The organism is Macrococcus hajekii (genome assembly GCF_004359505.1).
GTDB classification, from domain to species: Bacteria; Bacillota; Bacilli; order Staphylococcales; family Staphylococcaceae; genus Macrococcus; species Macrococcus hajekii.
In genome coordinates this window covers 335720-355954 of sequence record NZ_SCWE01000002.1, presented here as the reverse complement: position 1 = coordinate 355954, position 20235 = coordinate 335720, and the positions used below count along the sequence as shown (strand labels likewise).

The 20235-nt window shown below is 41.4% G+C and carries 17 protein-coding genes, 2 tRNA genes and 1 other annotated feature; of the genes, 17 read left to right on the top strand and 2 right to left on the bottom strand.

Translation table 11 applies throughout. The features are described 5' to 3' along the window. Window positions 1-20: 20 nt before the first annotated feature. The 8 genes from ERX37_RS07530 (at window position 21) to gyrA (ending at window position 9304) form a co-directional block, all read left to right on the top strand. Window positions 21-917, top strand: coding sequence for an ABC transporter ATP-binding protein (locus ERX37_RS07530; RefSeq protein WP_133430054.1), 897 nt, complete (start codon window positions 21-23; stop codon window positions 915-917). Then, window positions 910-2130 (top strand): ABC transporter permease, encoded by a 1221-nt coding sequence (locus tag ERX37_RS07525; protein ID WP_133430053.1) that lies wholly within the window; start codon window positions 910-912, stop codon window positions 2128-2130. Before ERX37_RS07530 ends, ERX37_RS07525 begins: the two co-directional genes overlap by 8 nt. A 93-nt stretch (window positions 2131-2223) precedes the next feature. Beyond that, window positions 2224-2886, top strand: coding sequence for a DsbA family protein (locus ERX37_RS07520; protein ID WP_165982001.1), 663 nt, complete (start codon window positions 2224-2226; stop codon window positions 2884-2886). Further along, entirely contained in the window at window positions 2886-3302 is a 417-nt protein-coding gene (locus tag ERX37_RS07515) for a disulfide oxidoreductase (protein ID WP_229713202.1), read from the top strand. Before ERX37_RS07520 ends, ERX37_RS07515 begins: the two co-directional genes overlap by 1 nt. A 109-nt stretch (window positions 3303-3411) precedes the next feature. After that, complete coding sequence (gene yaaA, locus ERX37_RS07510; RefSeq protein WP_133430051.1) at window positions 3412-3636, top strand: S4 domain-containing protein YaaA; 225 nt, start codon at window positions 3412-3414, stop codon at window positions 3634-3636. After that, entirely contained in the window at window positions 3633-4736 is a 1104-nt protein-coding gene (recF, locus tag ERX37_RS07505) for a DNA replication/repair protein RecF (protein ID WP_133430050.1), read from the top strand. Before yaaA ends, recF begins: the two co-directional genes overlap by 4 nt. A 9-nt stretch (window positions 4737-4745) precedes the next feature. After that, complete coding sequence (gyrB, locus tag ERX37_RS07500; protein ID WP_208001685.1) at window positions 4746-6659, top strand: DNA topoisomerase (ATP-hydrolyzing) subunit B; 1914 nt, start codon at window positions 4746-4748, stop codon at window positions 6657-6659. Between the two features lie 11 nt (window positions 6660-6670). After that, the gene (gene gyrA / locus ERX37_RS07495; RefSeq protein WP_133430048.1) at window positions 6671-9304 is read left to right on the top strand and encodes a DNA gyrase subunit A; all 2634 of its coding nucleotides are present in this window, start codon (window positions 6671-6673) and stop codon (window positions 9302-9304) included. A 49-nt stretch (window positions 9305-9353) separates the two neighbouring features. Here the strand turns inward: gyrA and ERX37_RS07490 are convergent, their stop codons facing one another. Further along, on the bottom strand, window positions 9354-10169 hold the full coding sequence (locus ERX37_RS07490; protein WP_133430047.1) for an NAD(P)H-hydrate dehydratase: 816 nt from the start codon (window positions 10167-10169) through the stop codon (window positions 9354-9356). 84 nt (window positions 10170-10253) lie between these two features. Then, window positions 10254-10444 (top strand) — a binding site (T-box leader). A 52-nt stretch (window positions 10445-10496) separates the two neighbouring features. On the opposite strand from ERX37_RS07490, the gene serS reads away from it, so the two are divergent. From serS to ERX37_RS07455, 7 genes are all read left to right on the top strand, one after another. Then, window positions 10497-11771: a serine--tRNA ligase gene (gene serS, locus ERX37_RS07485; RefSeq protein WP_133430046.1), complete on the top strand. Its 1275-nt coding sequence runs from the start codon at window positions 10497-10499 to the stop codon at window positions 11769-11771. A 179-nt stretch (window positions 11772-11950) separates the two neighbouring features. Continuing rightward, window positions 11951-12466, top strand: coding sequence for a YceI family protein (locus ERX37_RS07480; protein ID WP_133430045.1), 516 nt, complete (start codon window positions 11951-11953; stop codon window positions 12464-12466). 134 nt (window positions 12467-12600) lie between these two features. Next, window positions 12601-13512 carry a DUF2232 domain-containing protein gene (locus ERX37_RS07475; RefSeq protein ID WP_165982000.1) on the top strand — a complete coding sequence of 304 codons (912 nt, stop codon included), beginning with the start codon at window positions 12601-12603 and terminating at the stop codon, window positions 13510-13512. A gap of 14 nt (window positions 13513-13526) precedes the next feature. Next, window positions 13527-15497, top strand: a complete 1971-nt coding sequence (locus ERX37_RS07470) for a DHH family phosphoesterase (protein WP_133430043.1) — start codon at window positions 13527-13529, stop codon at window positions 15495-15497. After that, window positions 15497-15943, top strand: a complete 447-nt coding sequence (gene rplI, locus ERX37_RS07465; protein ID WP_133430042.1) for a 50S ribosomal protein L9 — start codon at window positions 15497-15499, stop codon at window positions 15941-15943. The genes ERX37_RS07470 and rplI overlap by 1 nt, the downstream gene beginning before the upstream one ends. 15 nt (window positions 15944-15958) lie before the next feature. Continuing rightward, window positions 15959-17353, top strand: coding sequence for a replicative DNA helicase (gene dnaB, locus ERX37_RS07460; protein WP_133430041.1), 1395 nt, complete (start codon window positions 15959-15961; stop codon window positions 17351-17353). A 274-nt stretch (window positions 17354-17627) separates the two neighbouring features. Next, the gene (locus tag ERX37_RS07455) at window positions 17628-18917 is read left to right on the top strand and encodes an adenylosuccinate synthase (RefSeq protein WP_133430040.1); all 1290 of its coding nucleotides are present in this window, start codon (window positions 17628-17630) and stop codon (window positions 18915-18917) included. 24 nt (window positions 18918-18941) lie between these two features. On the opposite strand, the gene ERX37_RS07450 is transcribed toward ERX37_RS07455, so the two are convergent. Next, the gene (locus ERX37_RS07450; protein ID WP_133430039.1) at window positions 18942-19823 is read right to left on the bottom strand and encodes a YitT family protein; all 882 of its coding nucleotides are present in this window, start codon (window positions 19821-19823) and stop codon (window positions 18942-18944) included. Window positions 19824-19992: 169 nt separating this feature from the next. Between ERX37_RS07450 and ERX37_RS07445 the strand changes: the two genes are divergently transcribed. Next, window positions 19993-20067 (top strand) — tRNA-Glu (locus tag ERX37_RS07445). 14 nt (window positions 20068-20081) lie between these two features. Further along, window positions 20082-20154: transfer RNA gene (locus tag ERX37_RS07440), tRNA-Asp, on the top strand. The last annotated feature ends 81 nt before the right edge of the window (window positions 20155-20235 follow it).

Here is a 20235-nt window from a genome sequence, read left to right as displayed (position 1 = left end):
AATGGAAAGGATGGTGTTTTATGTTAAATATTCAGAATGTGACAAAGAAGTTTGGCCATTTTAAAGCTGTCGATGATTTGACGTTTGAAGTACCGGCGGGAGAAATGCTTGGGTTTTTAGGAGGAAATGGGGCAGGTAAAACAACGACTTTTCGAATGATTTTAGGTTTACTTGAGCGTGACACCGGTGTTATCTCCTACAAGGGTCAACCTATCAACTATCAGGTGACCGACCGAATCGGTTATTTACCAGAGGAAAGAGGTCTTAATCCAAAACTGAAAGTGAGTGAACAGCTCACCTACTTAGCTAGTCTGAAAGGGATGAAAAAGAGGGATATCAGCAGAGAGATTGACTACTGGCTCGAACGTTTTGAAGTGACTGAGAATAAAGAAAAGAAAATTGAAGCATTATCAAAAGGGAATCAGCAGAAAATACAGCTGATAGGCGCCATCATTCATCAACCAGAGCTGCTGATCCTGGATGAACCCTTCAGTGGACTTGACCCAGTGAATGTAGAACTGCTGAAATCAGCGGTCAAAGAGATCAATGACAGCGGTGCGACAATCGTCTTCAGTTCACATCGCATGGAGCATGTAGAGGAAATGTGTGACAGAGTATGCATTTTAGATAGAGGGCTGACTGTTGTAGAAGGTAATATTCAGCAGGTCAAACAGGATTTTGGCCGTAAAGAGATTATTATTCGTGGTGACCATGACTTCAGTCATCTGCAGGAGATTCCTCATGTCATCGCCTATAAAGAGAACAGGCAGGATGTCAAGCTGACCATCGATGATATGGAAGCAGCACCGCGTGTGTTTGAGGCCGTCAGCAGATTGGGCTACGTTTCACGATTTGAAGTGGCAGAACCTTCACTTAACGATATATTCCTTGCAAAGGTAGGACGCCATCATGAATAAATTTATGTCGACATTTTCAATGACGTATCTCAAAAAAGTGACAAGTAAATCCTTTATTATTACAACATTAATCCTGATGCTTGCGGTTATTGGGCTTAGTAACATAGATAAAATTATAGATTTTTTTGATCATAGTGAGGATGATGTGATCGCCGTAGCAGCACCTCCTGAGCTGCAGGATGCATTTATTAAACTCTATCAGCAGACCGATAAAGAGATGAACTTCAAGAAAACTGATCGAGCAGCAGGTAAAAAAGGGATAGAGGACGAGATATATAAACAGCTGATTGAGATTAAGGAAAATAAAGGGCGCCTGAATGCGACAGTCTATTCAAAAGACAGCGCAGACATTAAGCCCGTTCAGACTATTCTATCTACTTTACAGAGCAGCCGTATCGCACAGACGCTTGACTTATCACCAGCTGAACTGAACTCTCTGACAGCACCAGCAGATGTTAGTGAACAGCTGATCGGCAGTCAGGATAAACAGTTGGATGATCAGCAGAAGTTTATTAATACCGCTATCGTGTATATCGGTCTTTTTCTGATTTTCATGGTTTCATTGAACTATGCGAGTCAGATAGCGACAGAAATAGCGATGGAAAAATCATCCCGAGTGATTGAGATGATTGTGACGAGTGTATCACCTGTTAATCATCTGATGGCGAAGATTTCTGCGATTCTTGCCGTTGCTCTCACTCAGATGCTAGCGGTCGGATTAACGATAGTCGCCTCTATTTATCTACTTGATCTGGGAGATGTGCTGAAGTCATTTGATGTGACGATAGGTCCTGAAACAACCAGCATTATCATCTATACAGTGATTTTCCTGCTGCTTGGCCTGATGATGAATGTCAGTGTATCGGCTATTATCGGTGCATTGACCAATCGAGTTGAAGATATCGCGCAAGCAGTGATGCCTGTGACATTTATTAATCTTGCTGCTTTCTATATCGCGATTTTTAATTTATCAACGCCTGACAATATGCTCGTAAAAGTAACGAGTTATATCCCGTTATTCACGCCTATGGTGATGCTGCTGAGAAAATTGTCTGTGCATACTAGTGATTTTGAGATGATGATCGGTATTGTAATCTCTATCGTGACTGTTATTCTGGCCTTATTACTTGCTGCACGTATTTATAAAGGCAGTGTGTTCAGCTATGGTAAAGGGCTTATAAATAACTTTAGACAAGCGCTGAAAATGAAATAGATTGTCACAAAATCTTAATCATTCCCTACTTTCATAATCATGGGCTATAGTATAAAATTTATACTATATATTAATTGTGATGAGGAGATTATTATGAAAAATAAAAGCAATATGATTTTTGCGATGATTTTGGCATTGATTGTCATCGCTGCAATAGCGGCAATGGTTATTTTTAATCAGAAAAATTCATCAGACGAAGAGACAGCGAATACTGAAACAGGAGAGATAGATGTGACAGGCCAGCCGATGTTAGGGGATGAAAGTGCACCTGTTACATTAGTTGAATTTGGCGATTTCATGTGTCCTGCCTGCAAGTATTATGATATGGAGATCCAGCCTGAACTAATTAAGAAATATGTGGATAAAGGTGACGTCAAAATGTACTTCATCAATACACCTTTCCACGGTGAAGGTTCACTTATCGGCGCTCATGCAGCAGAATACGTATGGAAAAATGAGCCTACAAAGTACTGGGCATTTCACAATGCACTTTTTGAAGCTCAGCCCGCAACTCATGAAGAAGGTAATAACTGGCTGACAAAAGACGTTGTAAAGAAAGCAGCTGAAAAGGTTGGTGTCAGTGATGCTGATCAAGTAACAGCGGCAAAAGAAGATACAGCAGTCAACAAGGATATCGAGTTATATAAAAAACATAATGTGACACAGACACCTACGATTGTGGTAGACGGCAAAGTCGTCAATGACCAGCTGAATATAGAATCGCTTGAAAAAGCGATAGAAGCGGCTAAAAAATAATGTCACGTAATAGTATGATGTTCTTTGCTGCGTGGCTTGTCGCTATTATTGCGATGCTGGGTAGTCTCTTCTTCTCAGAGATTCGTCATTTTGTACCGTGTGAACTGTGCTGGTACCAGCGTATTCTGATGTATCCGCTCGTACTTGTAGTTGGTTTCGCTGCTTTGCAGGAAGAATACAAAATGAAATATCTAATACTGATATTCTCGGTTATCGGCTTGTGTTTTTCGATTTATCACTATATGGAGCAGAAGGTACCTGGCTTTACTCCTGTCAAGGCATGTATCAGCGGCGTACCATGCAGTACTCAGTATATTAACTGGGGCGGATTTATTACGATCCCGTTTCTTGCGGGAACTGCTTTTCTGTTGATTACAGTCTGCATGTTAATGGTCAGACGCCCAGTAAACCGTTAAAAAGAAGCGATGGATGATCCATCGCTTCTTTTAATTGATTACACATGCAATTTTTGCTGAAAAAAGGTATAATTATATGATGACTTATACGGATAGGAGGAACCGTGACATGATGAAAGAAGTAGAGTTTGATAGTCAAGTAACGCTTGGACAGTTACTTAAATCCGAAGGGATTATCGGTACTGGTGGACAGGCTAAATGGTTTTTACAAGAGAACACGGTCTACTTGAATGGCACGCTTGAGACAAGAAGAGGAAAGAAACTTGCTCAGAATGATATCGTTGATATTGAAGGTGAAGGCAAGTTTAAGATTTCTTATTCAGAAGAAGGATGAAGCTCAAACAACTTAAGCTGACACATTTCCGTAATTACGAGCAAGTCACGCTTAACTTTCATGATGAAGTGAACGTTCTTATCGGTTTGAATGCACAGGGTAAAACCAATCTGCTTGAAGCGATATATTGCCTCGCACTTGCTAAGAGCCACCGTGCAACACAAGATAAGGAACTGATTCAGTGGCAGTCTGATTTTGCATTGATTGAAGGTGAACTTGAATATCGTTACGGTGTCATGCCCCTTTCCCTCCAGATTTCCTCAAAAGGCAAGAAAGCAAAAGCCAACCATCTGGAGCAAAGTAAATTGACTCAGTATGTCGGACATATGAATGTCGTTCTTTTTGCACCGGAAGATTTGAATCTGGTGAAAGGGAGTCCGCAAGTACGCCGTCGTTTTATCGATATTGAAATCGGGCAGATATCCGCCGTTTATTTAAATGATTTATCCAACTATCAGCGCATTCTCAAACAGAAAAATCACTATTTAAAGCAACTGAAGCTAAATGCGACAAGCGACCGGACGATGCTGGAAGTACTCAATCAGCAGTTTGCGGATTATGCCGTAAAGTTGACGCTGAGACGTCAGCAGTTTATCAATCAGCTGGAAGAGAAGGCGATTGCGATTCATAACGGTATCACGAAGGGTGCTGAAGCGCTGGCAGTCCATTATGAATCAAGTCTTGAAATCAGTGACAATATGGTGGAGGATACGTATGCTAAGCTGTCGTCAGTGATGGAGCGGGAAATAGACCGGATGACGAGTCTTTACGGCCCTCACCGGGACGATCTGACTTTTAGTATTAACGATATCGATGTCCAGACTTATGGTTCACAGGGCCAGCAGCGGACAACAGCGCTATCACTTAAACTAGCAGAAATAGAATTGATTAATGAAGAGGTCGGAGAGTATCCGATTTTATTATTAGATGACGTTTTAAGTGAACTGGATGACAGTAGACAGACGCATCTTCTGACAACCATTCAACATAAGGTGCAGACATTTGTCACAACCACTTCTGTTGATGGCATTGAGCATGAAACAATCAAAGAGGCAAAGTTATTCTTTGTCGATCAAGGTAGTATAACTAATAAAGAGTAGGTGACGTGTGTGGAACAGAATTTAGATCAGTACGGCGCAGATCAGATACAGGTCCTTGAAGGTTTAGAAGCGGTACGTAAAAGACCGGGTATGTATATTGGATCAACAGCAGCACGAGGGTTACATCATCTCGTATGGGAGATTGTTGATAACAGTATTGACGAGGCGCTTGCAGGCTATGCAGATCATATCATAGTCACAATTGAGAAAGATGACTGGATTCGGGTAGAAGATAATGGACGCGGAATTCCAGTCGATATGCATAAAAAAATGGGACGACCTGCAGTGGAGGTCATCCTGACAGTATTACACGCCGGAGGTAAATTCGGCGGTGGTGGTTATAAAGTATCGGGTGGTCTGCACGGTGTAGGTTCATCCGTCGTGAATGCTTTATCAAGCACACTTGAAGTGTATGTTCATCAGGACCATAAAGTTCATCATCAGGCTTATCATAAAGGTGTACCTGCCTTTGATCTGAAAGTCGTTGATGAAACGGATAAGACAGGGACTGTTATCCGTTTCAAGGCTGACCCTGAAATCTTTACGGAGACGACCGCATATGATTATGAAACACTTCAGAAGCGTATCCGTGAGCTCGCTTTCCTGAATAAAGGGATCAAAATTGACATCATAGACGAGCGTGAAGAAGAAGTCAGAACAGATGAATACTACTATGAAGGTGGGATTAAGTCATACGTTGAGATGCTGAATGACAGTAAAGAAGTGCTGTATCCTGAGCCTATTTATATTCATGCGTCAAAAGATGTAGTAGAAGTTGAAATTGCTATTCAATATAACACAGGTTATGCGACCAATTTACTGTCTTATGCCAACAATATTCATACTTATGAAGGTGGCACGCATGAAGACGGCTTTAAACGTGCGCTGACACGTATTATCAATAACTACGGCTCAAAGAATAAGCTGATTAAAGACAATGATGAGAAGCTGACAGGTGACGATGTACGTGAAGGTATGGTAGCAGTCGTGTCTATCAAGCATGAAGACCCGCAGTTTGAAGGACAGACGAAGACTAAACTGGGGAATTCTGAAGTCCGTCAGCTGACGGACTCATTGTTTGCAGAGCACTTTGAACGCTTCTTATATGAGAATCCTCAAGTCGCTCGCATCATTGTGGATAAAGGGATTATGGCTTCCCGTGCACGCCTTGCAGCGAAGAAGGCGCGTGAAGTCACACGACGTAAAACTGCACTGGACGTTGCAAGTCTGCCGGGTAAACTGGCGGATTGTTCAAGTAAAGTACCAGAAGAATGCGAATTATTTATCGTCGAAGGTGACTCTGCGGGTGGTTCAGCTAAATCTGGACGTAATTCTAAAATACAGGCGATTCTTCCGCTTCGAGGTAAAATCCTGAATGTAGAAAAAGCACGTCTTGACCGCATTCTAGGGAACAATGAAGTCCGTTCCATGATTACTGCAATGGGTACAGGTATTGGCGGAGAATTTGATATCGCGAAGGCACGTTACCACAAAATTGTCATCATGACTGATGCTGACGTCGATGGTGCACACATTCGTACACTGTTACTGACTTTCTTCTACCGATTTATGCGTCCTTTAATTGATGCAGGTTATATTTACATCGCTCAGCCTCCCCTCTTTAAAGTTGAACAAGGTAAAAAAACTTACTACGTCTACAACGACCGGGAGCTTGAAATACTGAGAAAAGAGTTACCTGCAACCCCTAAACCGCAGCTTGCTCGTTACAAAGGGCTCGGTGAAATGAATGCCGATCAGTTGTGGGAAACAACGATGAATCCGGAAAACAGAAGTATGTTACAGGTGACTTTAACAGATGCTATTGAAGCGGATCAGACATTCGAAATGCTGATGGGAGATGTCGTAGAATATCGCCGTCAGTTTATTGAGGAAAATGCTCAATACGCGACATTAGACATATAGGAGGCGCCGAAATGGCTGAAAATAACGAAAGATTACAGGAAAGAAATATCAGCAAGGAAATGCGCGAATCGTTCCTCGATTATGCGATGAGCGTTATCGTTTCGCGCGCTCTGCCTGATGTCAGAGATGGTATGAAACCTGTTCATCGCCGTATTTTATACGGGATGAATGATCAAGGGATGACAGCTGATAAACCTTATAAAAAGTCAGCACGTATCGTCGGAGATGTCATGGGTAAATATCACCCGCACGGTGACTCCTCTATTTACGAGGCGATGGTACGTATGGCACAGGATTTCAGCTATCGCTATCCGCTTGTCGATGGTCAAGGTAACTTCGGTTCAATGGACGGCGATGGTGCAGCTGCGATGCGTTATACAGAAGCTCGCATGACGAAACTTGCTATGGAAATAATGCGTGATATCAATAAAGATACGATTGATTTCGGAGATAACTATGATGGTAATGAACGTGAACCGCTTGTTCTGCCTGCACGTTTCCCTAACTTACTCGTAAACGGCGCATCAGGTATCGCTGTAGGTATGGCAACGAATATCCCACCGCATAACATGAATGAAGTGATTGACGGAGTGCTGGCACTCAGTGAGAATCCGGATATCACGATTCCAGAATTAATGGAACACATTCACGGCCCCGATTTTCCGACTGCCGGTTATATTTTAGGACGAAGCGGTATCCGTCGTGCCTATGAGACGGGACGAGGTTCTGTCATCATGCGTGCGAAGACGCTGATTGAAACGCGTAAAAATGGTAAGGAAACAATTGTCATCACAGAAATCCCTTATCAAGTTAATAAAGCGAAGCTCGTTGAAAAGATTGCTGAGCTCGCGCGTGATAAAAAGGTGGATGGCATCACTGATTTAAGAGATGAGACGAGCTTAAAAGAAGGCGTAAGAATTGTCATCGATATTCGTCGTGATGCGAATGCCAATGTCATTCTGAATAACCTTTACAAGCAGACCCCTCTGCAGACAACGTTCGGCATGAACATGCTTGCTATTGTCAATAAAAAGCCTGAACTGCTGAATTTAAAACAGATGCTTTATCATTATCTTGAGCATCAGAAGGTCGTTATCCGTCGCCGTACGGCATACAACCTTAAAAAAGCAGCAGACCGTGCTCACTTACTCGAAGGACTACGTATTGCTCTGGATAATATCGATAAAATCATTGAACTGATTCGTGCATCAAATAATGATCGTGTCGCGATTGAAGAGCTGCAGTCTCAGTTCAGTTTATCTGAACGCCAGGCTCAGGCTATCCTCGATATGCGTCTTCGTCGTCTGACAGGTCTTGAACGAGATAAGATCGAAACAGAATATCAGGAATTAATGGCCTATATAGCAGAGTTAAAAGCTATTTTATCAGATGAAGGACGTATTTTAGAGATTATCCGTGAGGAACTCACTGAAATAAAAGAAAAATTTGGTGATGGACGTCGGACTGAAATTACAGTTGGCGGTTTTGACCAGCTGGAAGATGAAGATCTGATTCCAGAAGATCAGATTGTGATCACGCTGAGCCACAATAACTATGTGAAACGTCTATCAGCTTCAACATATCGTGCACAGAACCGCGGGGGTCGTGGTATAAAGGGCATGAATACAATCGAGGATGATTTTGTCAGCCAGATTGTGACGACATCTACGCATGACCATGTGCTGTTCTTTACGAACAAAGGCCGTGTCTATAAATTAAAAGGCTACGAAATCCCTGAGTTGTCCCGTCAATCTAAAGGTATTCCGATTGTGAATGCCCTGGAACTCGATAAGGACGAGACAATCAGTCAGATGATTGCTGTTAAGAACTTAGACCGTGAAGATGCATTTATTATTTTCGCGACGAAAAAAGGACTAGTGAAACGTTCAAGCCTTTCTAACTTCTCACGCATCAATAAAAATGGGAAAATCGCCATTCACTTCCGTGAGGATGATGAACTGGTGGGCGTACGTTTATCTGAAGGTGACAATCAATTAATCATCGGCACTAAAAATGCGTCGCTCATCCGTTTTGAAGAGAATACTCTTAGACCTCTTGGCCGTACAGCAGCCGGTGTTAAAGGTATTGCACTCAGAGAAGGTGACGAGGTTATCGGTCTTGATGTAGTCAGACCTGACAGTGAGGAAGAGATCCTCATCGTAACTGAAAAAGGCTTCGGTAAACGAACAACTGTACAGGATTATCGCATTTCTAATCGGGGCGGTATGGGTATTAAGACCGCTGCCCTGACAGAAAGAAATGGTACACTCGTCTATATGGCAACTGTAACGGGTGAAGAAGATCTGATGATTGTGACAGATAAAGGTGTCATTATTCGTCTCGATGTTAATTCAATTTCACATACGGGCCGAAGTACACAAGGGGTTAAATTAATCAGATTATCTGATGATCAGCACGTGGCGACAGTCGCTAAAGTTGAAAAGTCAGATGAAGAAGAGGTAGTAGCGCCTCAAGAAGAGGATTTAACATCTGTTGTGCAGAAAAAAATGGATGAAGAAATTGAACGAGAAGAAGGTCTTCTGGTCGGTGAAGCAGAAGAGACAGCTGAAGAAATCGAAGAAGATATCTTTAGTGACAGTGATGATGTTGAAACACTGGATGAACTGAAAGATGATGAAGAATAATATTTATAAAGAAGCCGTATGCTTGATTCAAGCATACGGCTTCTGTCTGTTATTTATTTGCTTCTAGTCGTTTCATCATATAAGGGATTTCATCAATAATTTTTGATGGCGGTGTCACGTACATCTTTTCAGACAGCTGATCACCAATTTTACTATGGATATAGACAGCATATTTAATGGCATCCTCGATTTCAAACTGACCGATTAACCCTGCCAGCATACCTGCGAGTGTATCTCCCATACCACCGGATGCCATTGCAGGATTACCTTTTTCGATTTTAAAGTTACCGGATTTAAGATAAAGCTCTGTATGATGTTTTTTTAGGATGATATGTGCACCTAGTCGCTCGGCTGCGGCTCTATTTTTTTCCGGTGTCTGTTCGTCAATTGGGATACTACTCAGCCGTTCCCATTCCATCTGATGCGGTGTAAAAATCACTTCACACTCCGGTAGTGGATGACGTAGTTTACTGAGGATAGTGATGGCATCTCCGTCAATGATAATGGTCTGATGAGGTTGAATGTGCTGGAAGATAAAGGTCAGTGTGTTATTGCCTTTAATATCAAGCCCAAGCCCAGGACCTACGAGAATACAGTCTGCTTCTGTGACAAGTTTAGTCAGGCGTTTAATGTCAGCCAGATCACTGACCATCGCCTCAGGACAGCGTGAATGAAGAGCGGTATGATTAGACTGATGGGTACAGACTGTTGTCAGCCCACCGCCACTGTATACACAGGCACGTGACGATAACATAATAGAACCGCCCATATTCTGATTACCACCGATTAACAGAATTCTGCCGTAATCGCCCTTATGAGACTTAGGGTCGCGTCTAGGTATAGTGATGCTCTCGATAGTTTGCATGATTAACTCCCTTAAATTTAATACAGTCAGTTTAACAGATATATTTGCATTCTCATAGGGGTTCTGATATTATATAGACAACTTAATAAGTTATTGTCTTGGAATAAGTACTTTCTGAAGTCTTTCAAAGAGAGTCAGTGGTAGGTGTGAACTGATAAAGACAGGAAACGAAATCTATCCAATTATTACAGACAATCGGTCTGACCGTTATGTTAATGGAGTGAGCAGCTTTAGCTGTTAATTAGGGTGGCAACGCGTAATACCACGTCCCTTTCGAGGGACGTGGTATTTTTTTGTCCCCAAAAATAAAAATGAGGAGGCAATACAATGTTAGATATCAAATTGTTTAGAACAGAACCAGATTTTGTCAAAAAGAAACTCGAAATGCGTGGAATTGATCCATCAATCGTTGAGAAAATTGTAGACCTCGATAAAAAAGCACGTGAACTGACGCAGCAGACTGAAGAATTAAAAGCTAAACGTAATAAAGCAAGTGAAGAAATTGCACTTAAAAAACGTAACAAGGAAAATGCGGATGAAGCGATTGAAGCTATGCGCACAGTTGGAGATGACATCAAAACAATTGATGTTGAACTGAATCAGATCAATGCTGATTTAAAAACAGAATTATCTAGCTTACCTAACTTAGTCAGCGATGAAACACCATTCGGTAAAGATGAAGACGAGAACGTTGAAGTCCGCAAATGGGGCGAACCTCGTCAATTTGATTTCGAAGCGAAAGCACACTGGGATATCGTTGAAGATTTGAAGATGGCTGATTTTGAACGTGCAGCTAAAGTTTCAGGCGCTCGTTTTGCTTTCTTAACGCGTGATGGTGCACGTCTTGAACGCGCGCTCTATAACTTCATGCTTGATCTGCACACGAAAGAGCATGGCTATCAGGAAATGGTTACGCCTCAGCTCGTTAATGCAGATTCTATGTATGGTACAGGTCAGCTGCCAAAATTTGAAGAAGATTTATTCAAAGTGGAAAAAGAAGGTCTTTATACCATTCCGACTTCTGAAGTACCGCTGACAAACTATTATCGTAATGAAATTATGAACTTAGATCAGTTCCCTGTTAAATTTACAGCACTGACAGCGTGTTTCCGTTCTGAGGCAGGTTCAGCAGGTCGCGATACACGTGGTCTGATTCGTATGCATCAGTTCAACAAAGTAGAAATGGTACGCTTTGAACTACCTGAGAATTCTTATGCAGCACTTGAAGAAATGACATCACACGGTGAGAAAGTTCTGCAGTTGCTGAAAATCCCATACCGTACGATTGCATTATGTTCAGGTGATATCGGTTTTGGCGCTGCTAAAACTTATGATATTGAAGTGTGGTTACCAAGCTATGATGCCTATAAAGAAATCAGTTCTTGTTCTAATATGACTGACTTCCAGGCACGCCGTTCTAATATCCGCTTCAAACGAGAAAAAGGTGGCAAAACAGAATATGCACATACATTAAACGGTTCTGGTCTCGCTGTTGGCCGTACATTTGCAGCAGTTGTTGAGAACTACCAGAACGAAGATGGTACGATTACAGTACCTGAAGCATTAGTCCCTTATATGGGCGGTCAGACAGTCATTAAATAATTCAGGTCCCTCTATCAATTGATAGAGGGATTTTTTTCGGTGAACGATGGCATTTAAAAAGAGTAAATAAAGAGTAGAAATCATAAATTTAAAAAATAAAGACTTTATCCTTGAATATAAAAAATATATTTGATATATTAAATATATCAAATAAAACAAAGACGAAAGAGGTTATTCAAATGACAAACTTCAAATTAGATCCAGTACACAGTTCAGTAGCATTTTCTATCAAACATTTAATGGTATCAAAAGTAAAAGGTGAATTTACTTCATTCGATGGAGAATTAACGGGAGATGCGAATGACACATCTTCATTACAGCTTAAAGGCTCAGTAAAAGTAGATTCAATCGATACAAGAAATGCTGACCGTGACGGACACTTAAAATCAGCTGATTTCTTCGATGCTGAACAATATCCTGAAATCACATTCGTATCAAAATCTATCACTGATTCAACAATTACAGGTGATTTAACAATTAAAGGCGAGACACACGAAGAAACATTCGATGTGCAGCATAACGGTGTATCTAAAAACCCTATGACAGATGGCGAAGTAACAGGTGTTATCGTTAAAGGTAAAATCAACCGCGAGAAATATGGCATCACTTGGAACCAGGCGCTTGAAACAGGCGGCGTAATGGTCGGTAAAGATGTTGACTTCGAAGTGGGCGCAGAATTTACAATCGAAGCTTAAATCAATATTTTATACACAAGACCGGGACATTTGTTCCGGTCTTTTTTGTGATAAAGTGAGATACATTGAGCAAACGCCCTAATAGTTGTAAAATAGAAAGGTATGAAATTCAACTGAGAAAGAGAGTTTTTAATTTGAAGATTGATTTCCTGAAGACAAGTATTATCACATTGATTTTGCTTGCTATCGCTTTTCTGATCAATGTGGGACCAGGGCTCATTATACTCATCGCCCCCTTTTCACTAATTCCGGGTACTTATCTCTATATGAAAAGCCGCCCTTCATTTTATGTGATGGCAGCGATTGTGACCCTTATTTCGATGATTTTTATGACGATTGTAGCCTTTCAGATGATATTAGCTATTCTGATTATGAGTTATATACTTGGCTATTTATTAACCAGTCGCGTATCACGTGAATTGATGTTATTCACGATGACTGCCTTACTCAGCATGTACGTACTCCTCTCCATTATCTTTCTCCAGCTGACGGATATGATGCCGACGACTAAGAAATGGTTCGGTGAGCTGAAAGAAGTATATGAAACACTTGCGAAAAGTGAGATTGAAAACGGGAATATTACACGTGAAAATGTCACTTTATTTAACTCAGCGCTGGATGCTATGCAGCTTCAAGTACCAGGACTGATTATCTTTAATCTATTTTTACTTATACTACTGACGCTGGTCATCACGTTACCACTGCTGCGTAAATTAAAAGTGGCAACACCGAATTTTCGTCCGCTGTATTTATGGCAGATGCCTAAAATAGCCCTTTATTTATATTTTGCAGCAAGTATCACAGGTTGGTTCCTATCACCAGAAGATGTTGTTCTGCTCGGGATAGTCGTCAACTTAAAGTATGTGTTAGAATGGATTATGTTCATTCAAGGTTTATCGCTCCTCAGCTTCTTTCTGAAGGTTAAAAGGATGCCATCCTTTGTAAAAGTATTACTTTTTGTATTAGCCTTTCTAATGGCGCCGGTGACCCAGTTCTTCGGTATACTGGACCTGATATTCCGAATCAAGACGAGAATTAAACCGTAATAGGAGGAAAAGAAATGGACCGTAAATATATGAGACAGACATTGATCACACCTTTCATTGTGATGAGTCTTCTAGTCTTTATTCTAATCGGACTGCTTTTTACAGTACATCCTCTTATGGCTGCACTAGCAGGTGTTATCGTTATTTTCATTGTGGTAATAACAGGTTTGATGCTTAAGAAGAGTTTGATCCGTAGCGAACTTTATTTAGATAACATTGCGGTTAAAGTAAGTCGCGGTAATAAGATTGCTATCAATGAGATTCCCATCGGTATGATTCTGCTGGATGAGTCAGATAAGGTAGAATGGTATAACCAGTTTATCCGGGAGAAAATCGACCGGCCGATTCTATCTGATTCCATCAATGAAATTTTCCCTAATTTACTCAATCAGCTGAAGATTGACGGTGTCGTTGAAGTACATGCTCAATATAAAGAAACGAAATTCAAAGTCAGATATGCTGCTGACACACACATGCTTTATTTTCTGGATGAGACAGAACGCGTTGAGACATTTGAAGTGTTTGAGAAATCTAAGCCCGTTGTGGGTATGCTGTTCCTCGATAACTATGATGAAATCACACAGAATATGAGCGATGCGAATCGTACAGAAATGAATAGTATGATGACCAATGAAATTAATCAGTGGGCGGCGGAAAATCATATTTATGTCAAACGTTTTTCATCTGATCAATTCGTGATCTTTTTGAATAATCGTATCCTGGCAGAACTTGAGAGTACGAAGTTTAACTTACTGGACCGCATCCGTGAGAAAAGTCGCGAGAAGAAAACACATTTAACGTTAAGCGTGGGGATTGGTGAAGGCACTGATGACCTCATCACACTTGGCGAACTGGCGCAGTCGAGTTTAGACCTTGCTCTAGGTCGCGGCGGAGACCAGGTCGCTATTAAGAATACAGCGGGCGGTGTACGCTTCTTCGGTGGTAAGACGAATCCGATGGAGAAACGAACAAGAGTACGAGCCCGCGTTATCTCTCATGCTCTTCGAGATATTCTGATAGAAGGCGATAACGTTATTATTATGGGTCATAAACGTCCTGATATGGATGCCATTGGTGCAGCCATTGGTGTCGCACGTTTTGCCCGTATGAATAATCTAAATGCTTATATCGTACTGAATTCCTATGATATCGATGAGACCCTCAGTCGAGTCATGCTGGAAATCGAAGAGAAACCGGAACTGAAGGAAGTTTTCATCACTTCAGATGAAGCCTGGTCACTGATGACTAACCGGACGACGCTCGTGGTAGTGGACACGCATAAACCGGATATGGTTATCGATGAAAATATTCTAAATAAGGCATCACGTAAAGTGGTGATCGACCATCATAGACGAGGAGAAGATTTCATCTCCAGCCCTCTGTTGATCTATATGGAACCTTATGCAAGTTCAACAGCAGAACTTGTGACCGAACTACTGGAATACCAGCCTGAGGAACATAAGTTGACACGTCTTGAATCTACGGTCATGCTGGCAGGTATTATCGTGGATACACGTAACTTTACGCTGAGAACAGGTTCACGGACATTCGATGCGGCGAGCTATCTGAGAAGTCACGGCGCTGATACGATTCTCTGTCAGCACTTCCTGAAGGATAATATGGAGACGTATCTGCAGCGAAGTGACTTGATTAAAACCGTTCAGCTCGGCACAGATGGGATTGCTGTTGCTCACGGTGATGAGCAGACTATCTATGATCCAGTCACGATTGCACAGACTGCTGACGAACTGCTGAGTATTAATGGTGTAGAGGCTTCATTTGTTGTGGCACGACGTGCGGACGATATTGTAGGTATCTCAGCTCGTTCATTAGGTGAAATTAATGTCCAGCTTGTGATGGAAGCACTGGGTGGTGGTGGACACTTATCTAATGCAGCCACTCAGTTAAAAGGTATTTCGATTGAGACAGCACTTCTGGACTTGGAAGATGCTATCGCTGAACAATTTAGAAGGAGTGAAGAATAATGAAAGTTATTTTCAAACAGGATGTTAAAGGTAAAGGTAAAAAAGGTGAAGTGAAAGAAGTGCCAGTCGGTTACGCGAACAACTTTCTCCTGAAAAATAATTATGCAGTAGAAGCAACACCAGGTAATCTGAAGCAGCTGGCTGCACAAAATGAACGTATCGAAAAAGATAAAGAACAGCACTTAATCGATGCTCAGAACTTAAAAGAGAAAATTGAGGCACTTGAAGTAGAAGTTAAAGCCAAATCAGGTGAAGGCGGTCGTCTTTTCGGCTCAGTGAGTACGAAACAGATCGTTGAAGCATTGAAAGAACAGCACGGCATTAAACTTGATAAACGTAAAATGGATCTGCCGGATGGTATCAGAAGTCTAGGCTATACAAATGTGCCTGTGAAACTGCACAATCAAGTTTCTGGGACATTGAAAGTACACGTAACAGAAATGTAAGAAGGAGGGGCATGGATGGAGGACTATCAAACACAGCAGATGCCGCATCATAATGAGGCAGAACAATCTGTTCTCGGTGCCATTCTGCTGAATCCTGAGCTGTTGATTCCAACGCTTGAGAAACTTTTACCGCAGCATTTTTATCGCAGAAGTCATCAGCATATCTTCCAGGCTATGCTCTCTCTTGCAGAGAAAAATACAGAAGTCGATATTGTGACACTGACCGATCAGATGACAAAAGAGGGCACACTTGATGAATCGGGAGGCCCTCAGTATTTGATTGAGTTGTCAGGTTTCGTCCCGACGACACGCAATATTGATTTCTATACTGAAATTGTTTTTAATGATGCTGTAAAACGTCAGCTGATCAATGTAGCAGACTCGATTGCCAAGGATGGCTATAACAATGAACTAGAACTCGAATCGCTGCTCAGTGATGCTGAGAAGCGGATTATGAATATTTCTGCTGATCGGGGGACAGAGGGTTTTCAGAGTATCAGAGATATTCTGCAGGTCGTCTTCGAAAATGCTGAGGAGCTGGACCGTAATCAAGGACAGACGCCCGGTATTCCAACAGGTTATCGTGACCTTGATAAGATGACAGCAGGATTTAACCGCAACGATCTGATTATCATTGCGGCTCGTCCTTCTGTCGGTAAGACAGCTTTTGCACTGAATATCGCGCAGCAAGTTGCGACGCACGACAATAACTATTCTGTTGCTATCTTCTCACTTGAGATGGGAGCAGACCAGCTGGCAACGCGGATGATCTGTAGTACAGGCAATGTGGATTCCAACAGACTACGTACAGGTACAATGGAGAATGAGGACTGGAACCGATTCACTGTTGCAGTCGGTAAGTTATCTCGTACGAAAATCTTTATTGATGATACACCTGGTATCCGTATTACTGATATCCGTGCGAAGTGCCGTCGTCTGAAACAGGAATATGGTCTCGATATGATTCTTATTGACTATTTACAGTTGATTCAAGGTTCAGGTGCCCGTAGTTCAGATAATCGTCAGCAAGAAGTATCCGAAATCTCTCGTATGCTGAAATCGCTGGCTCGTGAACTTGAATGTCCGGTTATTGCCCTCAGTCAATTATCGCGTGGCGTGGAGCAGAGACAGGATAAGCGTCCGATGATGAGTGATATTCGTGAATCAGGTTCAATCGAACAGGATGCAGATATTGTCGCCTTCCTTTACCGGGATGATTATTATAACCGGGGAAATAATGAAGACGGCGAGGAAGTAGTTGATGCAGGCGTACAAGATGAGAACGGTGAAATTGAGATTATTATTGCTAAACAGCGTAACGGTCCGACAGGTACTGTAAAGCTTAATTTCATGAAACAATATAATAAATTCGCTGATATCAGCTATGAATATGAAGGTTATGAAAATTAAATAACACATTAAAAAACGTACATTATTTTATTAATAAATATTAATGTACGTTTTTTAATGCTTTTTAACAGTGTCTATCTGATGGATGTCTGTATTGATATTTAATGCATAAAGGACCTGATATATTGATATTAAAGGGTTTTAACTATTTATTGCTGAATGACAGAATGATATTAGAATTCAAAAATTTACATTTTAAACGTTCGGATTTCGTTTGATTTTTGCCCTATTAATTGTTAAAATGGCTAAGGTTATAAAATTTGGAGGTGCAAGAATGTCATCTATCGTAGTTGTTGGTACACAATGGGGAGACGAAGGTAAAGGCAAAATCACAGACTTCTTAGCAGAACAAGCAACAGTTATCGCACGTTTTTCAGGCGGTAATAATGCAGGGCATACAATTAAATTCGGCGGGGAAACATATAAATTACATTTAGTGCCGTCAGGTATCTTCTATTCTGATAAATTATCAGTCATCGGTAACGGTGTAGTAGTGGATCCAGTGGCTTTACTTAAAGAGTTGGACGCACTGAACGAACGCGGAATTTCTACGGATAACTTGCGTATTTCTAATCGTGCACAAGTGATTCTACCTTATCATCTGAAACAGGATGAACTGGAAGAAGAAAAGCGCGGTGATAATAAAATCGGTACGACTAAAAAAGGTATCGGCCCTGCTTATGTCGATAAAGTTCAACGTATCGGTATCCGTATGGCAGATTTACTGGATAAAGAAACGTTTGAAACAATGCTGAAAACGAATCTGGCTGCTAAAAATGAATTGTTCGAAAAAATGTTCAATGCAGAAGGCTTTAAATTCGAAGAGATTTTTGATGAATATTATGCTGCAGGTCAACGTTTAGCACAGTATGTCACTGACATCTCAAAAGTACTCGATGATGCATTCCAGGCAGACGAAAAAGTTCTATTTGAAGGCGCGCAAGGCGTTATGCTGGATATCGACCATGGTACATATCCATTCGTTACATCAAGTAATCCAATCGCAGGTAACGTAACGGTAGGTACGGGTGTAGGTCCGACTTTCGTTGATCGTGTTATCGGTGTATGTAAAGCCTATACTTCACGTGTCGGTGATGGTCCATTCCCGACTGAATTATTTGACACAGATGGACATCACATCCGTGAAGTGGGCCGTGAGTATGGTACAACAACAGGCCGTCCACGTCGTGTTGGCTGGTTCGATTCAGTCGTATTACGTCACTCACGTCGTGTGAGTGGGATTACAGACTTATCCATTAACTCAATCGATGTACTGACAGGTCTTGATACAGTGAAAATCTGTACAGCCTATGAGCTCGATGGTGAAGAGATTACTGAATATCCTGCGAACTTAAACAACTTAAAACGCTGTAAACCTATCTTTGAAGAATTACCAGGTTGGACAGAAGATGTGACATCATGTAAATCACTTGATGAGTTACCTGATAATGCACGCCGTTACTTAGAACGTATCTCGGAACTTTGTGACGTTAAAATTTCTATCTTCTCAGTCGGTCCTGACCGTACGCAGACGAATCTGCTGGAAGATTTATGGCAAAATTAAAAGAGCTCATCTGAGCTCTTTTTTTTAATGAATATTTCGTTTTTTGAAATGACCGCCTTTAACTTCTGAGACGTTACCAATCGCAACGAATGCAGATTCATCAAAGTGGTTGATTATATCTTTCAGCTTATATTCCTCAAGACGGGTGATTACCACGAAAATCACTTTTTTGTCTTCTCCGGTATAAGCACCCTCACCTGTCAGGTAAGTCACGCCTCGACCTAACCGTGCATTGATGGCATCACCAATTTCTTCATACTGATCACTGATGATCCAGACTGACTTTGATTCATCAAGACCGAGCTGAACAATATCAATCGCTTTGAAAGCAATAAAATAAGCAATCACTGAATACATAGCGGATTCCCAGGTAAAAACAAAACCTGCGGCAATAAATATAAAGAAATTGATGACCATCACGATTTCACCAACAGAAAAAGGAGTCTTACCACTGATTAAAATAGCTAATATTTCTGTCCCATCAAGCGATCCACCGTAACGGATGACGAGACCTACACCAAGGCCTAAAATAGCACCCCCGAAAATCGTCACAAGGAACTTCTCTTCAATGAAGGGTGGCACAGGATGTAAAAAAGCAGTCGCGATTGATAATACCACGATGCCATAAATAGTGGAGAAGGCAAAAGAGCGACCGATCTGCTTATAGCCAAGGAAAAAGAAAGGTAAGTTAAAGATGAAGATGAAAAGTCCGAGTGGAAGACCGGCTAGATGACTAGTAATAATTGAGATACCTACAATACCACCGTCCAGTACGGCATTCGGCACAAGAAATAGTTCGAGCGCTACCGCCATCAGAAGCGCACCGATTGTAATCATGACAAAGCGCTTGATTTTCTCTTTTAGCGGCAGTCTCTTATGGATTTTTTCAATGGTTAATTCTGACATAGCATCCCTCTTTTCTAATTGCTCTCTCTATTATACTATATAGAATAAAGTGAAATTTCAGAAACTAGATTTTTTTGATATTTTTCAATTTTTTTAAACTTTTTTTAAAAATACTGTTGTCAGTTAATCATAACACATGCTATAATCAATCTTGTGCTAAAAAAATAATGGCCCCTTGGTCAAGCGGTTAAGACACCGCCCTTTCACGGCGGTAACACGGGTTCGAATCCCGTAGGGGTCACCATTTAAATAGCTTTAGGTCCCGTGGTGTAGCGGTTAACATGCCTGCCTGTCACGCAGGAGATCGCCGGTTCGATCCCGGTCGGGACCGCTCTAGAGACATGCAGTTGCTGCATGTCTTTTTTTGTTGTGGATTAGTAGATAGAAAAAAAGACTTAAAAATGGTAAATTA

Bases quoted from the DNA above. Each gene is read 5' to 3' on its own strand.
- ERX37_RS07530 (WP_133430054.1), top strand. From the start codon at position 21: ATGTTAAATATTCAGAATGTGACAAAGAAGTTTGGCCATTTTAAAGCT.
- ERX37_RS07525 (WP_133430053.1), top strand. From the start codon at position 910: ATGAATAAATTTATGTCGACATTTTCAATGACGTATCTCAAAAAAGTG.
- ERX37_RS07520 (WP_165982001.1), top strand. From the start codon at position 2,224: ATGAAAAATAAAAGCAATATGATTTTTGCGATGATTTTGGCATTGATT.
- ERX37_RS07515 (WP_229713202.1), top strand. From the start codon at position 2,886: ATGTCACGTAATAGTATGATGTTCTTTGCTGCGTGGCTTGTCGCTATT.
- yaaA (WP_133430051.1), top strand. From the start codon at position 3,412: ATGATGAAAGAAGTAGAGTTTGATAGTCAAGTAACGCTTGGACAGTTA.
- recF (WP_133430050.1), top strand. From the start codon at position 3,633: ATGAAGCTCAAACAACTTAAGCTGACACATTTCCGTAATTACGAGCAA.
- gyrA (WP_133430048.1), top strand. From the start codon at position 6,671: ATGGCTGAAAATAACGAAAGATTACAGGAAAGAAATATCAGCAAGGAA.
- ERX37_RS07490 (WP_133430047.1), bottom strand. From the start codon at position 10,169: ATGCAAACTATCGAGAGCATCACTATACCTAGACGCGACCCTAAGTCT.
- serS (WP_133430046.1), top strand. From the start codon at position 10,497: ATGTTAGATATCAAATTGTTTAGAACAGAACCAGATTTTGTCAAAAAG.
- ERX37_RS07480 (WP_133430045.1), top strand. From the start codon at position 11,951: ATGACAAACTTCAAATTAGATCCAGTACACAGTTCAGTAGCATTTTCT.
- ERX37_RS07470 (WP_133430043.1), top strand. From the start codon at position 13,527: ATGGACCGTAAATATATGAGACAGACATTGATCACACCTTTCATTGTG.
- rplI (WP_133430042.1), top strand. From the start codon at position 15,497: ATGAAAGTTATTTTCAAACAGGATGTTAAAGGTAAAGGTAAAAAAGGT.
- dnaB (WP_133430041.1), top strand. From the start codon at position 15,959: ATGGAGGACTATCAAACACAGCAGATGCCGCATCATAATGAGGCAGAA.
- ERX37_RS07455 (WP_133430040.1), top strand. From the start codon at position 17,628: ATGTCATCTATCGTAGTTGTTGGTACACAATGGGGAGACGAAGGTAAA.
- ERX37_RS07450 (WP_133430039.1), bottom strand. From the start codon at position 19,823: ATGTCAGAATTAACCATTGAAAAAATCCATAAGAGACTGCCGCTAAAA.